This window comes from Pararobbsia alpina, assembly GCF_902859895.1.
GTDB classification, from domain to species: Bacteria; Pseudomonadota; Gammaproteobacteria; order Burkholderiales; family Burkholderiaceae; genus Pararobbsia; species Pararobbsia alpina.
In genome coordinates this window covers 340,561-355,859 of the sequence record NZ_CADIKM010000001.1, presented here as the reverse complement: position 1 = coordinate 355,859, position 15,299 = coordinate 340,561, and the positions used below count along the sequence as shown (strand labels likewise).

The 15,299-nt window shown below is 64.9% G+C and carries 14 protein-coding genes; 3 read left to right on the top strand and 11 right to left on the bottom strand.

Annotated elements, in window-relative coordinates; genetic code table 11:
* Positions 1–6: 6 nt before the first annotated feature.
* The gene (locus tag HV670_RS01540; protein WP_175102849.1) at positions 7–1,158 is read right to left on the bottom strand and encodes a Re/Si-specific NAD(P)(+) transhydrogenase subunit alpha; all 1,152 of its coding nucleotides are present in this window, start codon (positions 1,156–1,158) and stop codon (positions 7–9) included.
* A 336-nt stretch (positions 1,159–1,494) separates the two neighbouring features.
* Between HV670_RS01540 and mnmA the strand changes: the two genes are divergently transcribed.
* Complete coding sequence (mnmA, locus tag HV670_RS01535) at positions 1,495–2,649, top strand: tRNA 2-thiouridine(34) synthase MnmA (protein WP_175102848.1); 1,155 nt, start codon at positions 1,495–1,497, stop codon at positions 2,647–2,649.
* Here the strand turns inward: mnmA and HV670_RS01530 are convergent.
* The 5 genes from HV670_RS01530 to HV670_RS01510 all read right to left on the bottom strand — a co-directional run bounded on the left by HV670_RS01530 (position 2,627) and on the right by HV670_RS01510 (position 7,655).
* On the bottom strand, positions 2,627–3,400 hold the full coding sequence (locus tag HV670_RS01530) for a 5-formyltetrahydrofolate cyclo-ligase (protein ID WP_175102847.1): 774 nt from the start codon (positions 3,398–3,400) through the stop codon (positions 2,627–2,629). The two genes, mnmA and HV670_RS01530, sit on opposite strands and share 23 nt — an antisense overlap.
* A gap of 55 nt (positions 3,401–3,455) precedes the next feature.
* Entirely contained in the window at positions 3,456–5,021 is a 1,566-nt protein-coding gene (locus HV670_RS01525) for an ABC transporter permease (RefSeq protein WP_175102846.1), read from the bottom strand.
* Positions 5,011–5,796 carry an ABC transporter ATP-binding protein gene (locus tag HV670_RS01520; protein ID WP_175102845.1) on the bottom strand — a complete coding sequence of 262 codons (786 nt, stop codon included), beginning with the start codon at positions 5,794–5,796 and terminating at the stop codon, positions 5,011–5,013. The genes HV670_RS01525 and HV670_RS01520 overlap by 11 nt, the downstream gene beginning before the upstream one ends.
* On the bottom strand, positions 5,796–6,764 hold the full coding sequence (locus tag HV670_RS01515) for an ABC transporter substrate-binding protein (RefSeq protein WP_175103000.1): 969 nt from the start codon (positions 6,762–6,764) through the stop codon (positions 5,796–5,798). Before HV670_RS01515 ends, HV670_RS01520 begins: the two co-directional genes overlap by 1 nt.
* A 153-nt stretch (positions 6,765–6,917) precedes the next feature.
* Positions 6,918–7,655, bottom strand: coding sequence for a 5-formyltetrahydrofolate cyclo-ligase (locus HV670_RS01510; protein ID WP_175102844.1), 738 nt, complete (start codon positions 7,653–7,655; stop codon positions 6,918–6,920).
* Positions 7,656–7,813: 158 nt separating this feature from the next.
* Here HV670_RS01510 and HV670_RS01505 point away from each other — a divergent pair, with 158 nt between their 5' ends.
* A complete protein-coding gene (locus HV670_RS01505) occupies positions 7,814–8,680 on the top strand; it encodes a MurR/RpiR family transcriptional regulator (protein ID WP_175102843.1) in 867 nt (288 codons plus the stop codon).
* Between the two features lie 98 nt (positions 8,681–8,778).
* Here HV670_RS01505 and HV670_RS01500 read toward each other — a convergent pair whose 3' ends face one another.
* Positions 8,779–9,393, bottom strand: a complete 615-nt coding sequence (locus HV670_RS01500; RefSeq protein WP_175102842.1) for a glutathione S-transferase N-terminal domain-containing protein — start codon at positions 9,391–9,393, stop codon at positions 8,779–8,781.
* Between the two features lie 357 nt (positions 9,394–9,750).
* On the opposite strand from HV670_RS01500, the gene purB reads away from it, so the two are divergent.
* Complete coding sequence (gene purB / locus HV670_RS01495) at positions 9,751–11,136, top strand: adenylosuccinate lyase (RefSeq protein ID WP_175102841.1); 1,386 nt, start codon at positions 9,751–9,753, stop codon at positions 11,134–11,136.
* Between the two features lie 9 nt (positions 11,137–11,145).
* Here the strand turns inward: purB and HV670_RS01490 are convergent, their stop codons facing one another.
* From HV670_RS01490 to HV670_RS01475, 4 genes are read right to left on the bottom strand one after another with little or no spacing between them, the layout of a single operon-like run.
* Complete coding sequence (locus tag HV670_RS01490) at positions 11,146–11,886, bottom strand: PqiC family protein (protein WP_175102840.1); 741 nt, start codon at positions 11,884–11,886, stop codon at positions 11,146–11,148.
* Positions 11,883–13,523: a PqiB family protein gene (locus HV670_RS01485; RefSeq protein ID WP_175102839.1), complete on the bottom strand. Its 1,641-nt coding sequence runs from the start codon at positions 13,521–13,523 to the stop codon at positions 11,883–11,885. The genes HV670_RS01490 and HV670_RS01485 overlap by 4 nt, the downstream gene beginning before the upstream one ends.
* A complete protein-coding gene (locus HV670_RS01480) occupies positions 13,516–14,292 on the bottom strand; it encodes a paraquat-inducible protein A (protein WP_175102838.1) in 777 nt (258 codons plus the stop codon). The genes HV670_RS01485 and HV670_RS01480 overlap by 8 nt, the downstream gene beginning before the upstream one ends.
* The gene (locus HV670_RS01475; RefSeq protein ID WP_175102837.1) at positions 14,289–15,098 is read right to left on the bottom strand and encodes a paraquat-inducible protein A; all 810 of its coding nucleotides are present in this window, start codon (positions 15,096–15,098) and stop codon (positions 14,289–14,291) included. The genes HV670_RS01480 and HV670_RS01475 overlap by 4 nt, the downstream gene beginning before the upstream one ends.
* Positions 15,099–15,299: the final 201 nt, after the last annotated feature.

Below are 15,299 nucleotides of genomic sequence, written 5' to 3'. Positions count from 1 at the left end.
TCCTCGTCAGGCGCGTTGCGCGTTGCGGATGACTTCGCCGTCGCGCGCGAGCAGGGTCGCGGCGACGATATCGTCGTTGAGATCGATCATCAGCTGACCGTCCTTGTCGATGATCAACTTGAGGAAGTCGAACAGGTTGCGGGCGTAGAGCGACGACGCATCGGCCGCGACGGTCGCCGGAAGGTTCGTATGCCCGACGATCTGCACGCCGTAGCGGATCACGGTCTTGTCGGTCTCGGTCAAGGGGCAGTTGCCGCCGCGCCCATGCGGCTGTTCGGTGCCGCGGCCAGCCGCGAGATCGACGATCACCGAGCCGGGTTTCATCGCCTTGACGGTCTCTTCCTGGATCAGCGTCGGCGCGGCGCGCCCCGGGATCAGCGCGGTCGAGATCACGATGTCGGCGAGCTTGAGGCGTTCATGGACCGCAAGCGACTGCCGCAAGAGCCAGCTCTCGGGCATGGGCCGTGCATAACCGCCGACCCCGACAGCGGCCTCCCGCTCTTCGTCGGTTTCATAGGGGACGTCGATGAATTTCGCGCCGAGCGATTCGATCTGCTCCTTGACCGCGGGCCGCACATCAGAGGCCTCGATCACGGCGCCGAGCCGCTTGGCTGTCGCGATCGCCTGGAGCCCCGCGACGCCCGCGCCGAGCACGACCACGCGCGCGGCCTTGACGGTGCCCGCCGCGGTCATCAGCATCGGCAAAAAGCGCGGATACAGCTCGGCGGCCATCAGCACCGCGCGATAGCCGGCGATATTCGCCTGCGACGACAGCACGTCGAGGCTTTGCGCGCGCGTCGTGCGCGGCGCCGATTCGAGTGCGAAGGCGACCAGCCCGGCTGCCGCGAGCCGCGCTGCCTGTTCCGCGTCGAACGGGTCGAGCATGCCGGCGAGCACGGCCCCGCGCGTGAAAAGCGGCAGTTCGTGATCAAGCGGCGCGCGGACCTTGAGAACGATGTCCGCGCCGAAGGCTGTCGCCGCGTCGACGATTTCAGCGCCCGCATCCCGATAGGCCGCATCCGGGAAAAAGGCCTGTGCGCCGGCACCCTCCTGAACTTGTACCTGGTGCTTCGCGGCCGCGAGACGCTTGACCGTCTCCGGTGTCGCCGCGACCCGCGACTCTCCATCCCGCACTTCGGCGGGTATGCCAATTCGCATTGCATTCTCCTTCTTGTTCTCGAGATCCCGCGTAGTCCGAAGCGCGTCCACGCGGGCAAACCGGCCGGATCGTGGCTGCCCCACTGTACCCGACGCGTATGCGCATGACAGTCGGGGCTACCCGCGGGCGACCCGGCAAAACAACGGCCCGCCACACTGTACAGAAAGCCACGAAGCGGCGATACAGGCAAAAGGCAACGTGTTGCACGAATCCCGTGTCGAGCCGAAGCATGTTGTCTCCCTTCACGGTAAAATTCGAAGTCATTGAAATTCCGAAGGAAAATTCCGAACGCCGGGCGGCTCCGAGCCGCGGGCCGTAGCCGGAGCCGCACGCATATGGCGAAGCAAAAAGTGGTGGTGGGCATGTCCGGCGGCGTCGATTCGTCGGTGACAGCATGGCTGCTCAAGGAGCAGGGCTACGATGTGGTCGGCCTGTTCATGAAGAACTGGGAAGATGACGACGACAGCGAATACTGCTCGACCCGTGAGGACTGGATCGATGTGGTCTCGGTCGCCGACCTGATCGGCATCGATGTGGAGGCGGTCAATTTCGCGGCCGAATACAAGGACCGCGTATTCGCCGAATTCCTGCATGAATACTCGGCCGGCCGCACGCCGAACCCCGATGTGCTCTGCAATGCCGAGATCAAATTCAAGGCCTTTCTCGACCATGCGCTCGCGCTCGGCGCGGACACCATCGCGACCGGCCACTATGCGCGGGTCCGGCAGGCGCGCGATGGTCGCGTCGAACTGTTGAAGGCGACCGACCTCAGCAAGGACCAGAGCTATTTCCTGCACCGGCTCAACCAGCAGCAGTTGTCGCGCACGATGTTCCCGCTGGGCGAGATGCCGAAGACCGAGGTGCGCCGACTCGCCGAACAGATCGGCCTGCCCAATGCGAAGAAGAAGGATTCGACCGGGATCTGCTTTATCGGCGAGCGGCCGTTTCGCGAGTTCCTGAACCGCTACCTGCCGACCCAGCCGGGACCGATGAAGACGCCCGACGGCAAGGTGATCGGCGAGCATATCGGCCTTGCGTTCTATACGCTCGGCCAGCGCAAGGGCATTGGCCTCGGCGGCAGCCGCGACGGCAGCGGCGAGCCCTGGTTCGTCGCGCGCAAGGCGATGGACACGAATACGCTCTATGTCGTCCAGGGCCACGATCATCCGTGGCTGGCGGCGCCCGCGCTCGAGGCGATCGATGCGAGCTGGGTCGCCGGCGAGCCGCCTGCCGAGGGCGCCCATATCGCGGCCAAGACGCGCTACCGGCAGGCGGATGCGCCCTGCACGGTGCTTCGCGCGGGCGCCGGCGGCGCTTTCGCGCTCGGTTTTACCGAGCCTCAATGGGCGGTGACGCCCGGCCAGTCAGCTGTCCTCTACGACGGCGAAGTCTGCCTCGGCGGCGGGATCATCGAGCGCGCCGGTGCCGAAGGGCTGGAGGGCGCGGCCGTCACGGGCATGCGGGCACTTACGGCCGCAGTTGCGTCGTAGGGCCTTGCCGAAAGGCCGGGGCACTTTCCATGTCTTTCAATTCCTGCAGTGGCGGGATCGTCTCGAACATATGCGCATCGAGCAGGTCCCAGACGATGCCGCAGGTCGGCTTGTGGGGATTCGTCACCTCGATCGTACGCGTCGGGGTGAAGATCGCATCGACGACGGTATCGAACACTTCGGGGTGCAGCGTTTCGCCGAGCACCTGGCAATCGTGAACGAGTGCCGCGGCCGGCGTGTCCGCACCGATCTTCCCGATCCGGTACAGCATGCCCCATTCGGCATCGAAAAAGCCGTGGCCCTTGCCGAACCGGATGCCCGCGTCGTTGATCGCGCCCGTGCCGGTCACCATGTAGTCGAGTGAGGGTAGCGCCATGATCTCGCGCAGCGAAACGGCCTGCGCCAGGCGCTCCATCCCGTCGAGCGTTGCCGCGTAGAGCAGCTTGTCCGCCGGGATCCTGGCCGGGTCGAGCAGCCAGAAGCCGCGCCGGATCGCGTACGAGGTGATCAGCACACGCTTGCCGTCCCGCAGCGCTCGATAGCGAAGCTGCTCGAGGCAGTTGTCGGGCGTGATGAACAGGAATGCCGCCTGCTGGTAAAAGCGATGGGCGATCAACCTCTCGAGTGCGTCATCGCTGCCGGCGAAATCCGTGATGAATTCGCCGAAGTCGTAATGAAAGCGGCTATCCGGAAAGGCGACCTTGCGCAGTTCGGCGAATACGCGATCTCTGACGATCGATTTATGGTCCATGAGGAAACCTTTGTTCGGAGTTGGATGGAAAAACACGACCGGTGCCGGCACGCCCTCATTGGGGTACGGCGAAGCGCCGCAGCACGCGTCGTTCGACGAGGCGCACGGCCAGATAGATACCCAATGCGATCACGACCGCGGTGATCGCGACATTCCAGACCATGCCGTAGTCGAGTGTCCCGCGCGCCTCGTTCAGCAGGTTGCCGATACCGGTACCGGTCGCTAGCCATTCGGCGATCATCACGCCGAGAAAGGCTCGCGGGGCGCACAGGCGGGCGGCGGTGCAAAGATAGGGCAGCGACCACGGCAGGATGACGAGCCGCATGCGCCGCCAGCGGTCCCCGCCATAGGTGCGCACGAGGTCGATCGCGGTGGATGGCACGAGACTCAGGCCTTGCGAGATCGTGACGTAGGCTGGAAAGAACGTGACCGACACGGTGATCGCCAGGATCGCAGCAGCTCCGCGGCCGAACACCAGGACGATCAGCGGCGTCAGCGCAACCAGCGGCATCGATTGCGATATCAGCGACACCGGCAGCAAGGCAGCATCGAGCGCCGGCTGCAGGCTGCCGAGCACGGCCAGCAGCAGGGCGAACGCCAGTCCCGCGGCCATCCCGGCGAGGCAATACGGGAGCGTTTGTCCAAGCGCCTGCCATAGAGCATCGCGCGCGTCGGCCGCGCCATCGCCGCCTGTCAGTCCGGTGACCAGTTCGAGCGGCGTGCGCAGCACGATCGGTGAAACGTCGAGACCGCGCAGCACGACGATGCACAGCCACCACAGCAGCACGGGCAGGCAGACGGCCGTCACGCCGATCAGCCCGTCGGCCAGATGGAACCTCCCGGGCCCCCGGGCCGTGACGCCGACGTTCAATGTCGCGCTCAGCGTGTCACTTGCAAATATCCTCGCCGCGCGGCTGAACAGCAGGTAGCCGGCCGCGCTGATCGCGGTGGCGAGCAGCCCGATTCCCCACAGGCGCGCGGGGTCGCCGCGTCCGAGCGAGCCGATCAGGTAGGTGCCGAGTCCGGCGTTTCCACCGCCCCCGAACTCGGCCAGCAGCGAGCCCAGCACCGCATTGGGTGCGGCGACGCGCAGTCCCGCGAGGATCGCGGGCAGGCCGCTGCGCAGGCGCACCCACCGCGAGATCGCCAGCTCGCCGCCGCCATAAACCCGCACCACATCACACAGGCGCTCGTCGACCTGGGTCATGCCGAGCACGGTCGCGGCCATCGTCGGATAGTAGACCGCCAGCGCGGCGAGCACCACGCGCGGCGCATCGCCGCTCAGCGCGATAATCAGGATCGGCGTCAATGCGATCGGCGGCATCGCGAAGAGCATCATGTTGACCCCGGCCATCATGCGTTCGATCGGACGGAACCGGACGAACATGATGCCTGACGCAATCGCTACCAGATTGCCGATGAGGAAGCCCGCGAACGCCGTCCTGAGCGTGCCGAGCAGATGCGGCGGGTAATCCGCGCGGTCTCGCCACAACTGGTGCAGGATTGCGCTGGGTGCCGGCATCGCACCATGCGCGATCCAGCCCATGCGTCCGGCCCCTTCCCAAGCGAGGAGCAGGATCAGCGAGACGGTCCAGGGGCCTGCCCTGTTGCTAGCTCGCATGGTGAGGCGCCTGGTCTTCGTAGAGACACGCGGCAATCGTGTTTTCGATTTCGTGGAACGCCGGGCTGCCGAACAGGGCCGGCAAGCGGGGCCGCGCGAACGGAACGTCGACCACGCGCGCGATGCGGCCCGGCCGCGCGTGCATGACCACCACTTGGTCCGCGAGGAAGACCGCCTCGTCGATCCCGTGCGTGACCATGACCGTCGTCGTCGGCCGTTCCATCCAGATTCGCTGCAGCTCGAGATTCATCGTCCGGCGCAGCAACTGGTCGAGTGCCCCGAAGGGTTCGTCGAGCAGTAACACTTCGGGCTCGGTCGCGAGCGCCCGCGCAATCGCGACCCGCTGGCGCATGCCGCCGGATAGTTGCGCGGGCAACGCCTGCTCGAAGCCCTTGAGTCCGACCAGATCGATCAGACGGTCCACGCGAGCGGCGTCGTCGCGCGACCATCGGCCGATCACATCGAAAGGCAGACGGATATTGGTCTGCACCGAACGCCACGGCAAGAGTGCCGCATCCTGGAACGCGATCCCGAGTGCACCGCGCCGCTGCATCGCAAGCGGCGTTTCATCGCCGACCCGCAGGCGCCCGCTGTCCGGCTGGTCGAGGCCCGCGACTAGCCTCAGCAGCGTCGATTTGCCGCAGCCCGAAGGTCCGATTAACGCCGTGAACGAACCCTCCCTGAGCGCGAGCGACACATCCTGCAGTGCGACGATCTCTCGGCCGGCGACAGAGAATGTGCGCCGTGCCGACTCGATCACGAGATCGCGCCCCATCAGGCCTTGATCTCCTGCAGCAGCGTCGTGTCGAAGTGTTCGCGCTTCGCCTTGATGCCTACGGCGTTCAGTGCCTCGACGCACTTCGCGATGCTGTCGTCCGACATCGAGAAGATACCGCCGGGCGCTTCGACCAAGGGCTTTTGTGCCTGGTTGAAATACACTTCGTTGGCGGTTTCGCGACCATTGCCCTTGAAGCGGGTGTCCTTGAAAAGGGGCGGATATTTGGCAGGATCCTGAAGGTTTTCCTGCCAGCCCTGGCGGCTTGCACTCAGGTAGGCGACCAGTTCGCGGCGCTTGTTCTTCAGGGTGTCGCGCGTCACCACGACGGTATCGTTGAAGACCGGGAAGCCGAAATCGTAGAGCAGGAAGCTCGCCGCTTCTTGGCCCTGCATCTTCAGCACGTATGGAACGTTGGTGACGAAGTCGAGCGACGCGTCGATCTCGCCCTTGAGCAGGGGCGTCGGGTCATAGGCGTACGGCACGATATGGACCTTGGATTTGTCGATGCCGTTGAGTTTCAGCATCGCCTCGACGGCCAGGCGGTTGGCGGGTGGCACGGCGAGCGTCTTGCCCACTAGGTCCGCCGGCTTGCGGACCGGGTTCTTGGCGAGGCTGACGATGCCGGCCGGACTCTTCTGGTATTGCGTGCCGATCACGACGAGCGGCGCATGTTGTTTGGTGACGGCCGACAGGGTGTCTTCGACGGTCGTCAAGGCGACGTCCGCCTTCTTCGAGAGCAGCGCGCTTTCCGGAATCACATCGGGGCCGCCAGACAGGTAGTCGAGTTCGACGCCGTGCTGGGTGTAGTAGCCGTTCTGCATGGCCACGAAATAGCCGGTGAATTCAGCGTCGTTGACCCACGACGCCTGCATGACCAGCTTCGCGGGCGACCCCGCGGCCTGTGCGAACGGGATGCCGGCACCGGGGAGGGCACTGCCGACAGCCGCGCCGGCCGCCAATTGCATGAAACGCCTTCTTGATAGGGACATGTTTTTTCCAGGAAGAGAAGGGTGGACGTCAGGACAAAAGACCGTGCGTTTTCAGGCGAAACCCGGACGGGACCCGGGCGAACCAGGATGCGAATCTGATGAAACCTGGACGAAGCACGCACCCGAACCTCAGGCGAGTCCGCGGTCGCGTCGCAGTTCCTGCAACGGGGGTATCGCGTCGATGAGTTCGGGTTCGAGGACGTCCCAGAAGATGCCGCGCGGCCTCGGCAGGGCGCGTTTGACTTCGATGGTCCGGGTCGGGGTCGCGATCAGGTCGACGATGATGTCGGTCGAACTGGGAAAAAGCGCATCTTCGACGACCTGCACGTCGTGAACGACGGTCATGACCGGCGTGCTCTCGACGACGACGCCCAGATCGCTGAACATTCCCCATTCGAGGTCGAAGAAACCGTGACCCTTGCCGAACCGCACGCCCCGGGTTGTCACAGCCGACGCGCCCGTGACCATGAGGTCGAAACGTCCGCGCTGCGCGAGCGCCTCGAGGCTGACGGGCTGGCCGAAATGTTCAAGACCGTCGAGCCACGATGCATAGCGTGCATGGCCGGGCGGGATCGTCGCAGGATCGAGGAGAACGAAGCCGCGCGCCATGTCGAAGGTCGCGACGACGAGCGTGATGCCGTCTTCGAGCATCCGTCGGCGCACCGGCATGAGGCTGTTGTCGGGCGTCACGAACGCATAGCCGTTGGGGCGCCATGCGGGGAGTGCGGCAATCCGCTCGCAGGCCTTCTCCGAGCCCGCGAAGTCGGGGATCATCTCGGCAAACCGCATGTGGAAACGCGAGTCCGGCACCGCGACTTCCCGCAGGCTGGGCCAGATCTTGTGCCGCGCGAGTCGCAGGGTGCTCATCGCTAGGGGGGCTGGAACAATTGTTTCAGCCTCGCGAGTTAGTATGGAACGAATGTTACGATAGGCCAAAAATCCTGTCACCGGGGAACGATCATGGGTCACAGAATTTTCTGCAATGATTCTCGCAGGCGTGGCTGCCGCGCCGGATGCCGCTCGTCATGAGCATGTCGGCCCGCCTTGTTCTAGCAATTCAGGAACGCTACGAGACGCTTGCGCCGAGCGAGCGCAGGCTTGCGTCGCTGTTGCTCGAACAACAGCAGGACATGCTGACTTATACGGCGACGGAATTGGCCGGTATGGCCGGGGTCTCCAAGGCGACCGCGGCGCGGCTGTTTCGCAGCCTCGGTTACAAGGATTTCAATGAAGTGCGGCTGCAGGCACGCGAGGAACGCAATCGCACGCAGCCGTTCGAGCAGACTCTGCAGCCCTCGGTCGCGCCGGTGCCGGCCGCCGACCATACGGTCGCGGGCCATCTGCAGGCGGAGATCGCCGATCTGACGCGCACCTTCGAATCGATGAGCAACCACACGGTGTCGGCGGCGGGCGAGCTGCTCGCACGTGCACCGCGTGTCTGGCTGCTGGGTTTCGGCGCGGAGGACGGACTAGTCCGTTCCATGCGGCCGCTGCTCGCACGCGTGCGTCCCGACGTGCACGTGCTTGGCGGGCAGAGCGGCATCTGGGCGGAGGAACTGGCAATGACAGGCCCGGGAGACGCCTTGCTGCTGGTCGTCACCTCGACGCGCACGGAATTGCTCAAGCAGGTGGTCAACAGCGCGCGCATGACACGGGTGCGTCTCGTGACCGTGAGCGACCTTCAGAATGCCGCATGGGCCAAGCGGATCTCCCAAGTCGCGTTGCCGTGCCACGTGTCGTCGTCGCTCGCGGGCCCCTCGGCAAGCACGGTCGTCAGCATGCTGAACCTGCTCGTGCGCGTGGTCGCCGGCCATATCGGTAAAGCGGCGGCCCAGCGGACCTCGCTGATCGCGGATATCCGTGACGAATTCGGCGATGCGGGCATCCTGTAGAGATCGGCTCGGAAGCCTGAGCGAACGCCTTATCGGAGATGGCCGTGGCGGCCACAGCCGAGACCGCTGCGGAGGCTTGAAGCCGTACGCGAAACCGCTCAGCCTTTCGGCACCGTGTCGGCGAACGAGGCGCGCAGGCTCAGCTTCTCGAAATGCTTCGAAAGGTTCGGGTAAGTTTCGCGCCAGTTCAACTCGGGCATCCGGAAGCTCAAGAAACCGAGCGCGCAGCACACCGAGATGTCGGCGAGCGTCAGGTGGTTCGATGCGCACCAGGCTTTTTCACCGAGTCCCTTTGCCATCGCCTCGACGCCGTGCTCGACCTTGCGGGTCTGCCGGGTCACCCAGCTTTCGCTGCGCTGCGCGGGTTCGCGCAGCAACGTTTCCTGGCGGATCAGCGCGCCCGCATCGCAGACACCATCGCCGAGTGCTTCCCAGCAGCGCACTTCGACGCGTTCGCGTCCCGCGGGCGGAATCAGCTTGCCTACGGGTGTCAGCGTGTCGACATATTCACAGATTACGCGCGAGTCGAACACGGCCTCGCCATCGTCCAGCAGCAGGCAGGGAACCTTGCCGAGCGGGTTGAAATTTTCGATTGTCGTGTCGGGCGCCCAGATGTTCTCGGTAACGAACTGGTAGTCGATTTTCTTTTCAGCCATGACCACTCGTACCTTGCGCACGTACGGGCTGGTCGGCGATCCGATGAGTTTCATCATTGCACTATATTTGACCGGAGGGGGAAAACGGCTTGTCCTTAACGCTTGGACACAGGAGAAGGAATACAGCTTGAACCGGCGTAGCCCGGTTTTTGATCGCTCTTTCGACTGCAAATGTTTACGACTCCCTACTTTGACGCGCGCCGCAGCGCTCTAACAGGAGTCGCGCGGCGTCGATGGTAAAATCCGCGCTTGTCTGTTTGCCTGCTTCATTTTGCTTTCGTCGTTCCTTTCTTGAACGCTCTCGATCGACCGCCCTTGTCGAGCGCCGCCGCGCGAAAACGCGTTTTCGCAGATTCGCGCGTTTGCCCGAGGCACGCCGTGGCGCGCGGTCTTCAGCCCAAATCCTAGCCGATCATGTCCGAACTCAGTCCCGAATCCCTCCTGGCCCTGACCGCGCTGTCGCCGCTCGACGGCCGCTACGCGCCGAAAACCGAGGCGCTGCGCGTCTGGCTGTCCGAAGCGGCCTTCATGCGCCATCGCGTCCAGGTCGAGGTCAACTGGCTGATCGCGCTCTCGCATGCGGGCCTCGCCGAGGTGCCGCGCTTCTCGGCCGAAGCCGAAGCCTTTCTGCTGGGCCTCGTCGAGCGCTTCTCGACCCCGGACGCCGCGCGCATCAAGGACATCGAGCGCGTGACCAACCACGATGTGAAGGCCGTCGAATACTGGCTCAAGGAATCGGTCAAGGGCCATGCGGAACTCGAGCGTGCGAGTGAATTCATTCACTTCGCATGCACATCGGAAGATATCAACAACACCTCGCACGGCCTGATGCTCAAGGGCGCGCGCGAGCACGTAATGCTCCCGGCGCTGCGCAAGCTGCACGGGCGGCTCGTCGCGCTCGCGCACGAACATGCGGCGGTGCCGATGCTGTCGCGCACGCACGGTCAGCCGGCGAGCCCGACCACGCTCGGCAAGGAACTGGCGAACGTCGCCGCGCGCCTGTCGCGTGCGATCGAGCGCATCGCCAGCGTGCAACTGCTCGGCAAGATGAACGGTGCGGTCGGTAACTACAACGCGCACCTGAGCGCGTATCCCGAACTCGACTGGGAAGGCTTTGCGCGCGGGGTGATCGAGCAGCGGCTCGGCCTGGGCTTCAACCCCTACACGATCCAGATCGAACCGCACGACTATATGGCCGAGCTGTTCGATGCGATCGCGCGCGCCAATACGATGCTGCTCGATCTGAACCGCGATGTCTGGGGATATATCTCGCTCGGGTATTTCAAGCAGCGCCTGAAGGCCGGCGAGATCGGCTCGTCGACGATGCCGCACAAGGTCAACCCGATCGATTTCGAAAACTCTGAAGGCAACCTCGGCCTTGCGAACGCCTTGCTGCGTCACCTCGCCGACAAGCTGCCCGTGTCGCGCTGGCAGCGCGACCTGACCGACTCGACCGTGCTGCGCAATATCGGCGTCGCATTCGGCTATTCGTTGCTCGCCTACGATGCGTGCCTGCGCGGACTCGACAAGCTCGAAGTGAATCCCATGCGGCTTGCCGAAGATCTCGACAACTGCTGGGAAGTGCTGGCCGAGCCGGTCCAGACGGTCATGCGCCGCTACGGCATCGAGAACCCGTACGAACAGCTCAAGGAACTGACGCGCGGCAAGGGCATCACGCGTGAAGCCTTGCACATCTTCGTGCGCGGCCTGGCGATTCCCGACGACGCGAAACAGCGCCTGCTCGAGATGACGCCGGGCTCATACATCGGCAAGGCCGCCGAGCTCGCCGCGCGGCTCTGAGTCATCTCATCAAGGGCACGGCACCACCGGCGCAGCGGGCCGCGCCGCGACGACCGGCGGCTTGCCCTTGACTTGCGGCGCCGGCGGGGGTGACACGGGCGCCGGCGTTTCATTGAGCGTCGTGATCACGCCGCCGATGTCCGCGGCAATCTGCTGAAGTCCACGCCGATGGCCCTGCGCGATCGCGTCGTAGCCCACGCCGATCTTCTCGGTGACCACCGATCTGCACGTGACGAGCGGCGTCTCGTGCGCGTCCTGCTGATCGCGGCCTCGCACGGTCCAGACCATGTCGATCGCCGTGCTCTGCGAAGGCACGGAAACAAAGCGCCGCACATTCATCGAGACCCGATAGACCGGCAGGCGATCGGCGGTCGGCGATCGGTACACATCGATCGTGTGCAGGGAGCGGGTCAGGTAGTCGGACACCGCCTGCGAGATCTCCGTCGATAGCGGGGCAACCCAGCGCTGGTGCTCGACCACGCTGATGCGCCCGTCGCCCATGTCGAGCACCATCTGCGGGCGCGCCACAGTATCGGGAATCGTCGTATCGGTGACTTCGATGTAGAACGGCGCGGCATCGGCGGCCGACGGATGGTAGATCGTCGCCCCCTCGCGGCCGCTGAGCGTATAGAAGTGATCGGGCGGGGTGGACGCGCAGCCGGCTACGAACAGTGCCGCCGTGCAGACCGCGAGCGCGGCGACAGTCTTGCCCAGCGCTTTCCTGAGTGGTGTCGATCGAATCGGCATCATGGTTGTGGATCCTCGGGTTTGCCCCGCAACAGCGATTCGGGGTGTCGTTCCAGATATTCCGCAAGCGCGTTGAGCGACTGCATCGTCCGGTTCAGTTCCTGCAACGCCTGGCTCACATCAGACTGCAGCGGTGAGTCGGACTGCAGCGCCTTGTTCGCGGACTTGAAGGTCTTCTGCGCTTCGTCGAGCGTCTGCTTCGCCTCCGGCGCGATTTCGGTGTTCAACTGCCCGAACAGCACATTGGCATTCTTCAGCGTCTCGTTCAGGTTGTTGCCGATCTGGTCGAACGGCACCTTGTTGAGCTTCGAGGCGATATCGGCGACCTGTTGCTGGAGTTCGTCGAGCGTGCTCGGCGTCGTCGGCAGTTCGACCGGATCCTTCGTGTAGTCGATTGTCGCGGGCTGCACGCGCGGGAAGAAGTCGAGCGCGATGTAGAGCTGGCCGGTCAGCAGGTTGCCGCTGCGAAGTTGCGCCCGCAGACCGTGCCGGACCATCGCCGCGAGCCGTTCACGCCCGGTCTCGGTACCCGGCGCATCGGCGTTGAAACGCGCGCCGAGCCGCAGCGGATAGATATCGACGGCGACCGGCATCGCAATGGTCTTGGTCGCACGGTCGTAATCGATGCCGATCGACACGACCTTGCCGAGCGTGATACCTCGGAAGTCGACGGGCGCCCCCGGTTGCAGGCCGCGCAACGACTGGTTGAAGCGCATCATGACGCGAAACGGTATGCCATCAGGGTCGCGCATCGCGTCCTGCTCGTCGACCGCGAGCCGGTACGAAGCGTTCTGCCGGGTCCGATCGCCCGTGGGCTGGCTCGGTGGCGACTCGAAGGCGACGCCGCCCGCGAGGATCGCCGCGAGCGACTGGGTGTCGAGCTTGATGCCGTTCGCGTCGAGCCGCACGTCGATGCCGCTCGCCTGCCAGAAGCGCGTATTGCTGCGCACGTACTGGTCGTACGGCGAATTGACGAACACGCGCACAGTCACTCCGCTGCCGTCGCGATTCAGGTCGTAGCCGACCACCTGGCCGACCGTCACGCGGCGGTAGAACACGGGCGAGCCGATATCGAGCGAGCCGAGCGAATCGCCGCGCAGCACGAACTGGCGGCCCTTCTCGTCGCCGGTTACCGCGGGGGGCGTTTCGAGACCGGTGAATTCGGTGCGCTCGTCATGCGAGCGCCCCGCGTCGACGCCGATATACGAACCCGACAGCAGCGTCGAGAGCCCGGAGACGCCGCTCGCCGCGACACGCGGCCTCACGACCCAGAAGCGCGTGTCCGTGACCGCGAAATTCTCGGCCGACTTGGTCAGTTCGACTTCGACGAGCACGTGCGAACGATCCTGCGCGAGCGTGATCCGCTTGACCTCGCCGATATTGACGTTCTTGTACTTGACCTGGGTCTTGCCGGCATCGATCCCTTCGGCGCTCAGGAAACTGATCGTGATCGTCGGTCCGCGGTCGGCCACCGCCTTGATCGCGAGCGTGATCCCGATCACCGCGGCGAGCAGCGGGATCAGCCAGACGAGCGAGGGCAGCCAGCGGCGCCGGCGCTGCACGATGGGTTCCGGGACGTCGCCGGCCAGTGGCTTCGGATCGTCTGATTCAGGCGGTTCGGGCCGTTCGCCGTTAGTCATGGTGTTGTCCTGAGTTCTCGATGTTGTCCCAGATCAGCCGGGGATCGAACTGATGTGAGGCGAGCATGGTCAGCACGACGACCATGCCGAAGGCAATCGCGCCGGGTCCCGCGTAGATCGTCGCGAGCGACTGGAAGTGCACCAGCGCGACTGTCAGCGTGACGACGAATACGTCGAGCATCGACCATCGCCCGATGAACTCGACGATCCGGAACAAGCGGGTGCGCTGGATGGGCCGCCAGCGCGAGCCGCGCTGCGAGGTGATCGCGAGCAGGCCCAGCACGACGAGCTTGAGCATCGGCACCATGAAGCTTGCGATGAACACGATGACCGCGAGCGGCCAGGAGCCTGAGGTCCAGAAGTAGACGATGCCGCTCATGATGGTGTCGTCCTGATCGCCGAACAGCGACACTGTGTGCATCACGGGCAGCAGGTTCGCGGGCAGGTACATGATAATCGCGGCGATCAGCAGGGCCCAGGTGCGCGCGAGGCTGTCGGGCTTGCGCGCGTGGAGCACGGCGTTGCAACGCCGGCAGCGCTCGGTGTGAGAGCCCGGCACATGCCGGCTCAGCAGTCCGCACGCATGACAGGACAGCAGGCCGAGTCTGCGTGCGGTCACGTATTCGACCGGCGGTCCCGGTGCGGGCTCAGGGGCGCGCGGCTTGCGATGAATGCGAGCCCGCAGCGAGCGCGCCTGGGCGGCGGGGCGGCTGTCCTGGCCGGCTTCGATCGGGCCGGGCACGGGGTTCCGTGCGCCTGGCTCGGTCATGGATGCCTCGACGTCGGAGGCGGTGGGGGGCTCGGGCTTTCCGTGGTGCCGCTTGCACTTGATGACGCCCCCTCGGACGGACCCGCGGGCACACCTGAGGCGATCACCGCGCGAACCGATGCCGGGCCTGCCGCCCTGGCCGAAGCGTGCATGGACTTGCCGTTTGCGGCCGCACGCAGCCGCATCGAGGTGATCCTGACCAGTGTTTCATCGGCGAGATTCCAGAGGTCGCGCGGATTGTACGAGACGAGCGCGGCGATCAGGAAGCTCAGCACGCCGAATGCGAACAGGGCGATCTCGGGGATCACGCGGGCGATGCTCGTCATCTTGACGACGGTGATCAGCACCCCGAGCATGAAGACTTCGATCATGCCCCAGGGCCGGACGGCCTGAATACCGCGCAGCACGAGATCGAAACCCGGCGAGCGACGACCGAGCCGCATAGGCAGCAGCAGGTAGATCAACGCAAGAATCTCCATGAGCGGAAACACGATGGTCGCGAGCGCGACGATCACGGCGATCAGGGTCCGGTCGCCGTTCACGAGGTTGAGGATGGCCTCGATCAGCGTCGTGCGCGTCGTGAGACCGTTGGTCTCGAGTTCGACGATCGGGAAGGCATTGGCAATCAGGAAGGTGATGAAGGCGCCGAACGCGATCGCGAGCTGGCGGTCGGCCGAACGCAGGCCGACAGACCGGTACAGCGTGGAACCGCACCGCGTGCAGCGCGCCGTCGCAAGGCCGGCCAAGTGCTGCTTGTGGTGCACGGTGTCGCAGATTTCGCATGCGACGTATTTGTCTAGTTCCATAAGGCTCGCGAATGGGACGCGCGATCTTGAAAAGACCATGACAGCTGCGTCGACTTGACAGCGCTCCATGGTACCAAACGCACGACCCCTTGCGGCGGCAGACAGACAGGGCCGAATGCGCCTATACTTGGCGCCGCTTGTTGACTTGTCAATGATTTGTTGCGGGCATGGTTTTCCCGCGAGGCGTGCCGTGAGTCCATG

Excerpts from the sequence above, each read along its gene's own strand:
- HV670_RS01475 (WP_175102837.1), bottom strand. The coding sequence starts at position 15,098 with ATGGAACTAGACAAATACGTCGCATGCGAAATCTGCGACACCGTGCAC.
- mnmA (WP_175102848.1), top strand. The coding sequence starts at position 1,495 with ATGGCGAAGCAAAAAGTGGTGGTGGGCATGTCCGGCGGCGTCGATTCG.
- HV670_RS01485 (WP_175102839.1), bottom strand. The coding sequence starts at position 13,523 with ATGACTAACGGCGAACGGCCCGAACCGCCTGAATCAGACGATCCGAAG.
- HV670_RS01510 (WP_175102844.1), bottom strand. The coding sequence starts at position 7,655 with ATGAGCACCCTGCGACTCGCGCGGCACAAGATCTGGCCCAGCCTGCGG.
- purB (WP_175102841.1), top strand. The coding sequence starts at position 9,751 with ATGTCCGAACTCAGTCCCGAATCCCTCCTGGCCCTGACCGCGCTGTCG.
- HV670_RS01540 (WP_175102849.1), bottom strand. The coding sequence starts at position 1,158 with ATGCGAATTGGCATACCCGCCGAAGTGCGGGATGGAGAGTCGCGGGTC.
- HV670_RS01490 (WP_175102840.1), bottom strand. The coding sequence starts at position 11,886 with ATGATGCCGATTCGATCGACACCACTCAGGAAAGCGCTGGGCAAGACT.
- HV670_RS01515 (WP_175103000.1), bottom strand. The coding sequence starts at position 6,764 with ATGCAATTGGCGGCCGGCGCGGCTGTCGGCAGTGCCCTCCCCGGTGCC.
- HV670_RS01520 (WP_175102845.1), bottom strand. The coding sequence starts at position 5,796 with ATGGGGCGCGATCTCGTGATCGAGTCGGCACGGCGCACATTCTCTGTC.
- HV670_RS01505 (WP_175102843.1), top strand. The coding sequence starts at position 7,814 with ATGAGCATGTCGGCCCGCCTTGTTCTAGCAATTCAGGAACGCTACGAG.
- HV670_RS01480 (WP_175102838.1), bottom strand. The coding sequence starts at position 14,292 with ATGACCGAGCCAGGCGCACGGAACCCCGTGCCCGGCCCGATCGAAGCC.
- HV670_RS01500 (WP_175102842.1), bottom strand. The coding sequence starts at position 9,393 with ATGATGAAACTCATCGGATCGCCGACCAGCCCGTACGTGCGCAAGGTA.
- HV670_RS01525 (WP_175102846.1), bottom strand. The coding sequence starts at position 5,021 with ATGCGAGCTAGCAACAGGGCAGGCCCCTGGACCGTCTCGCTGATCCTG.
- HV670_RS01530 (WP_175102847.1), bottom strand. The coding sequence starts at position 3,400 with ATGGACCATAAATCGATCGTCAGAGATCGCGTATTCGCCGAACTGCGC.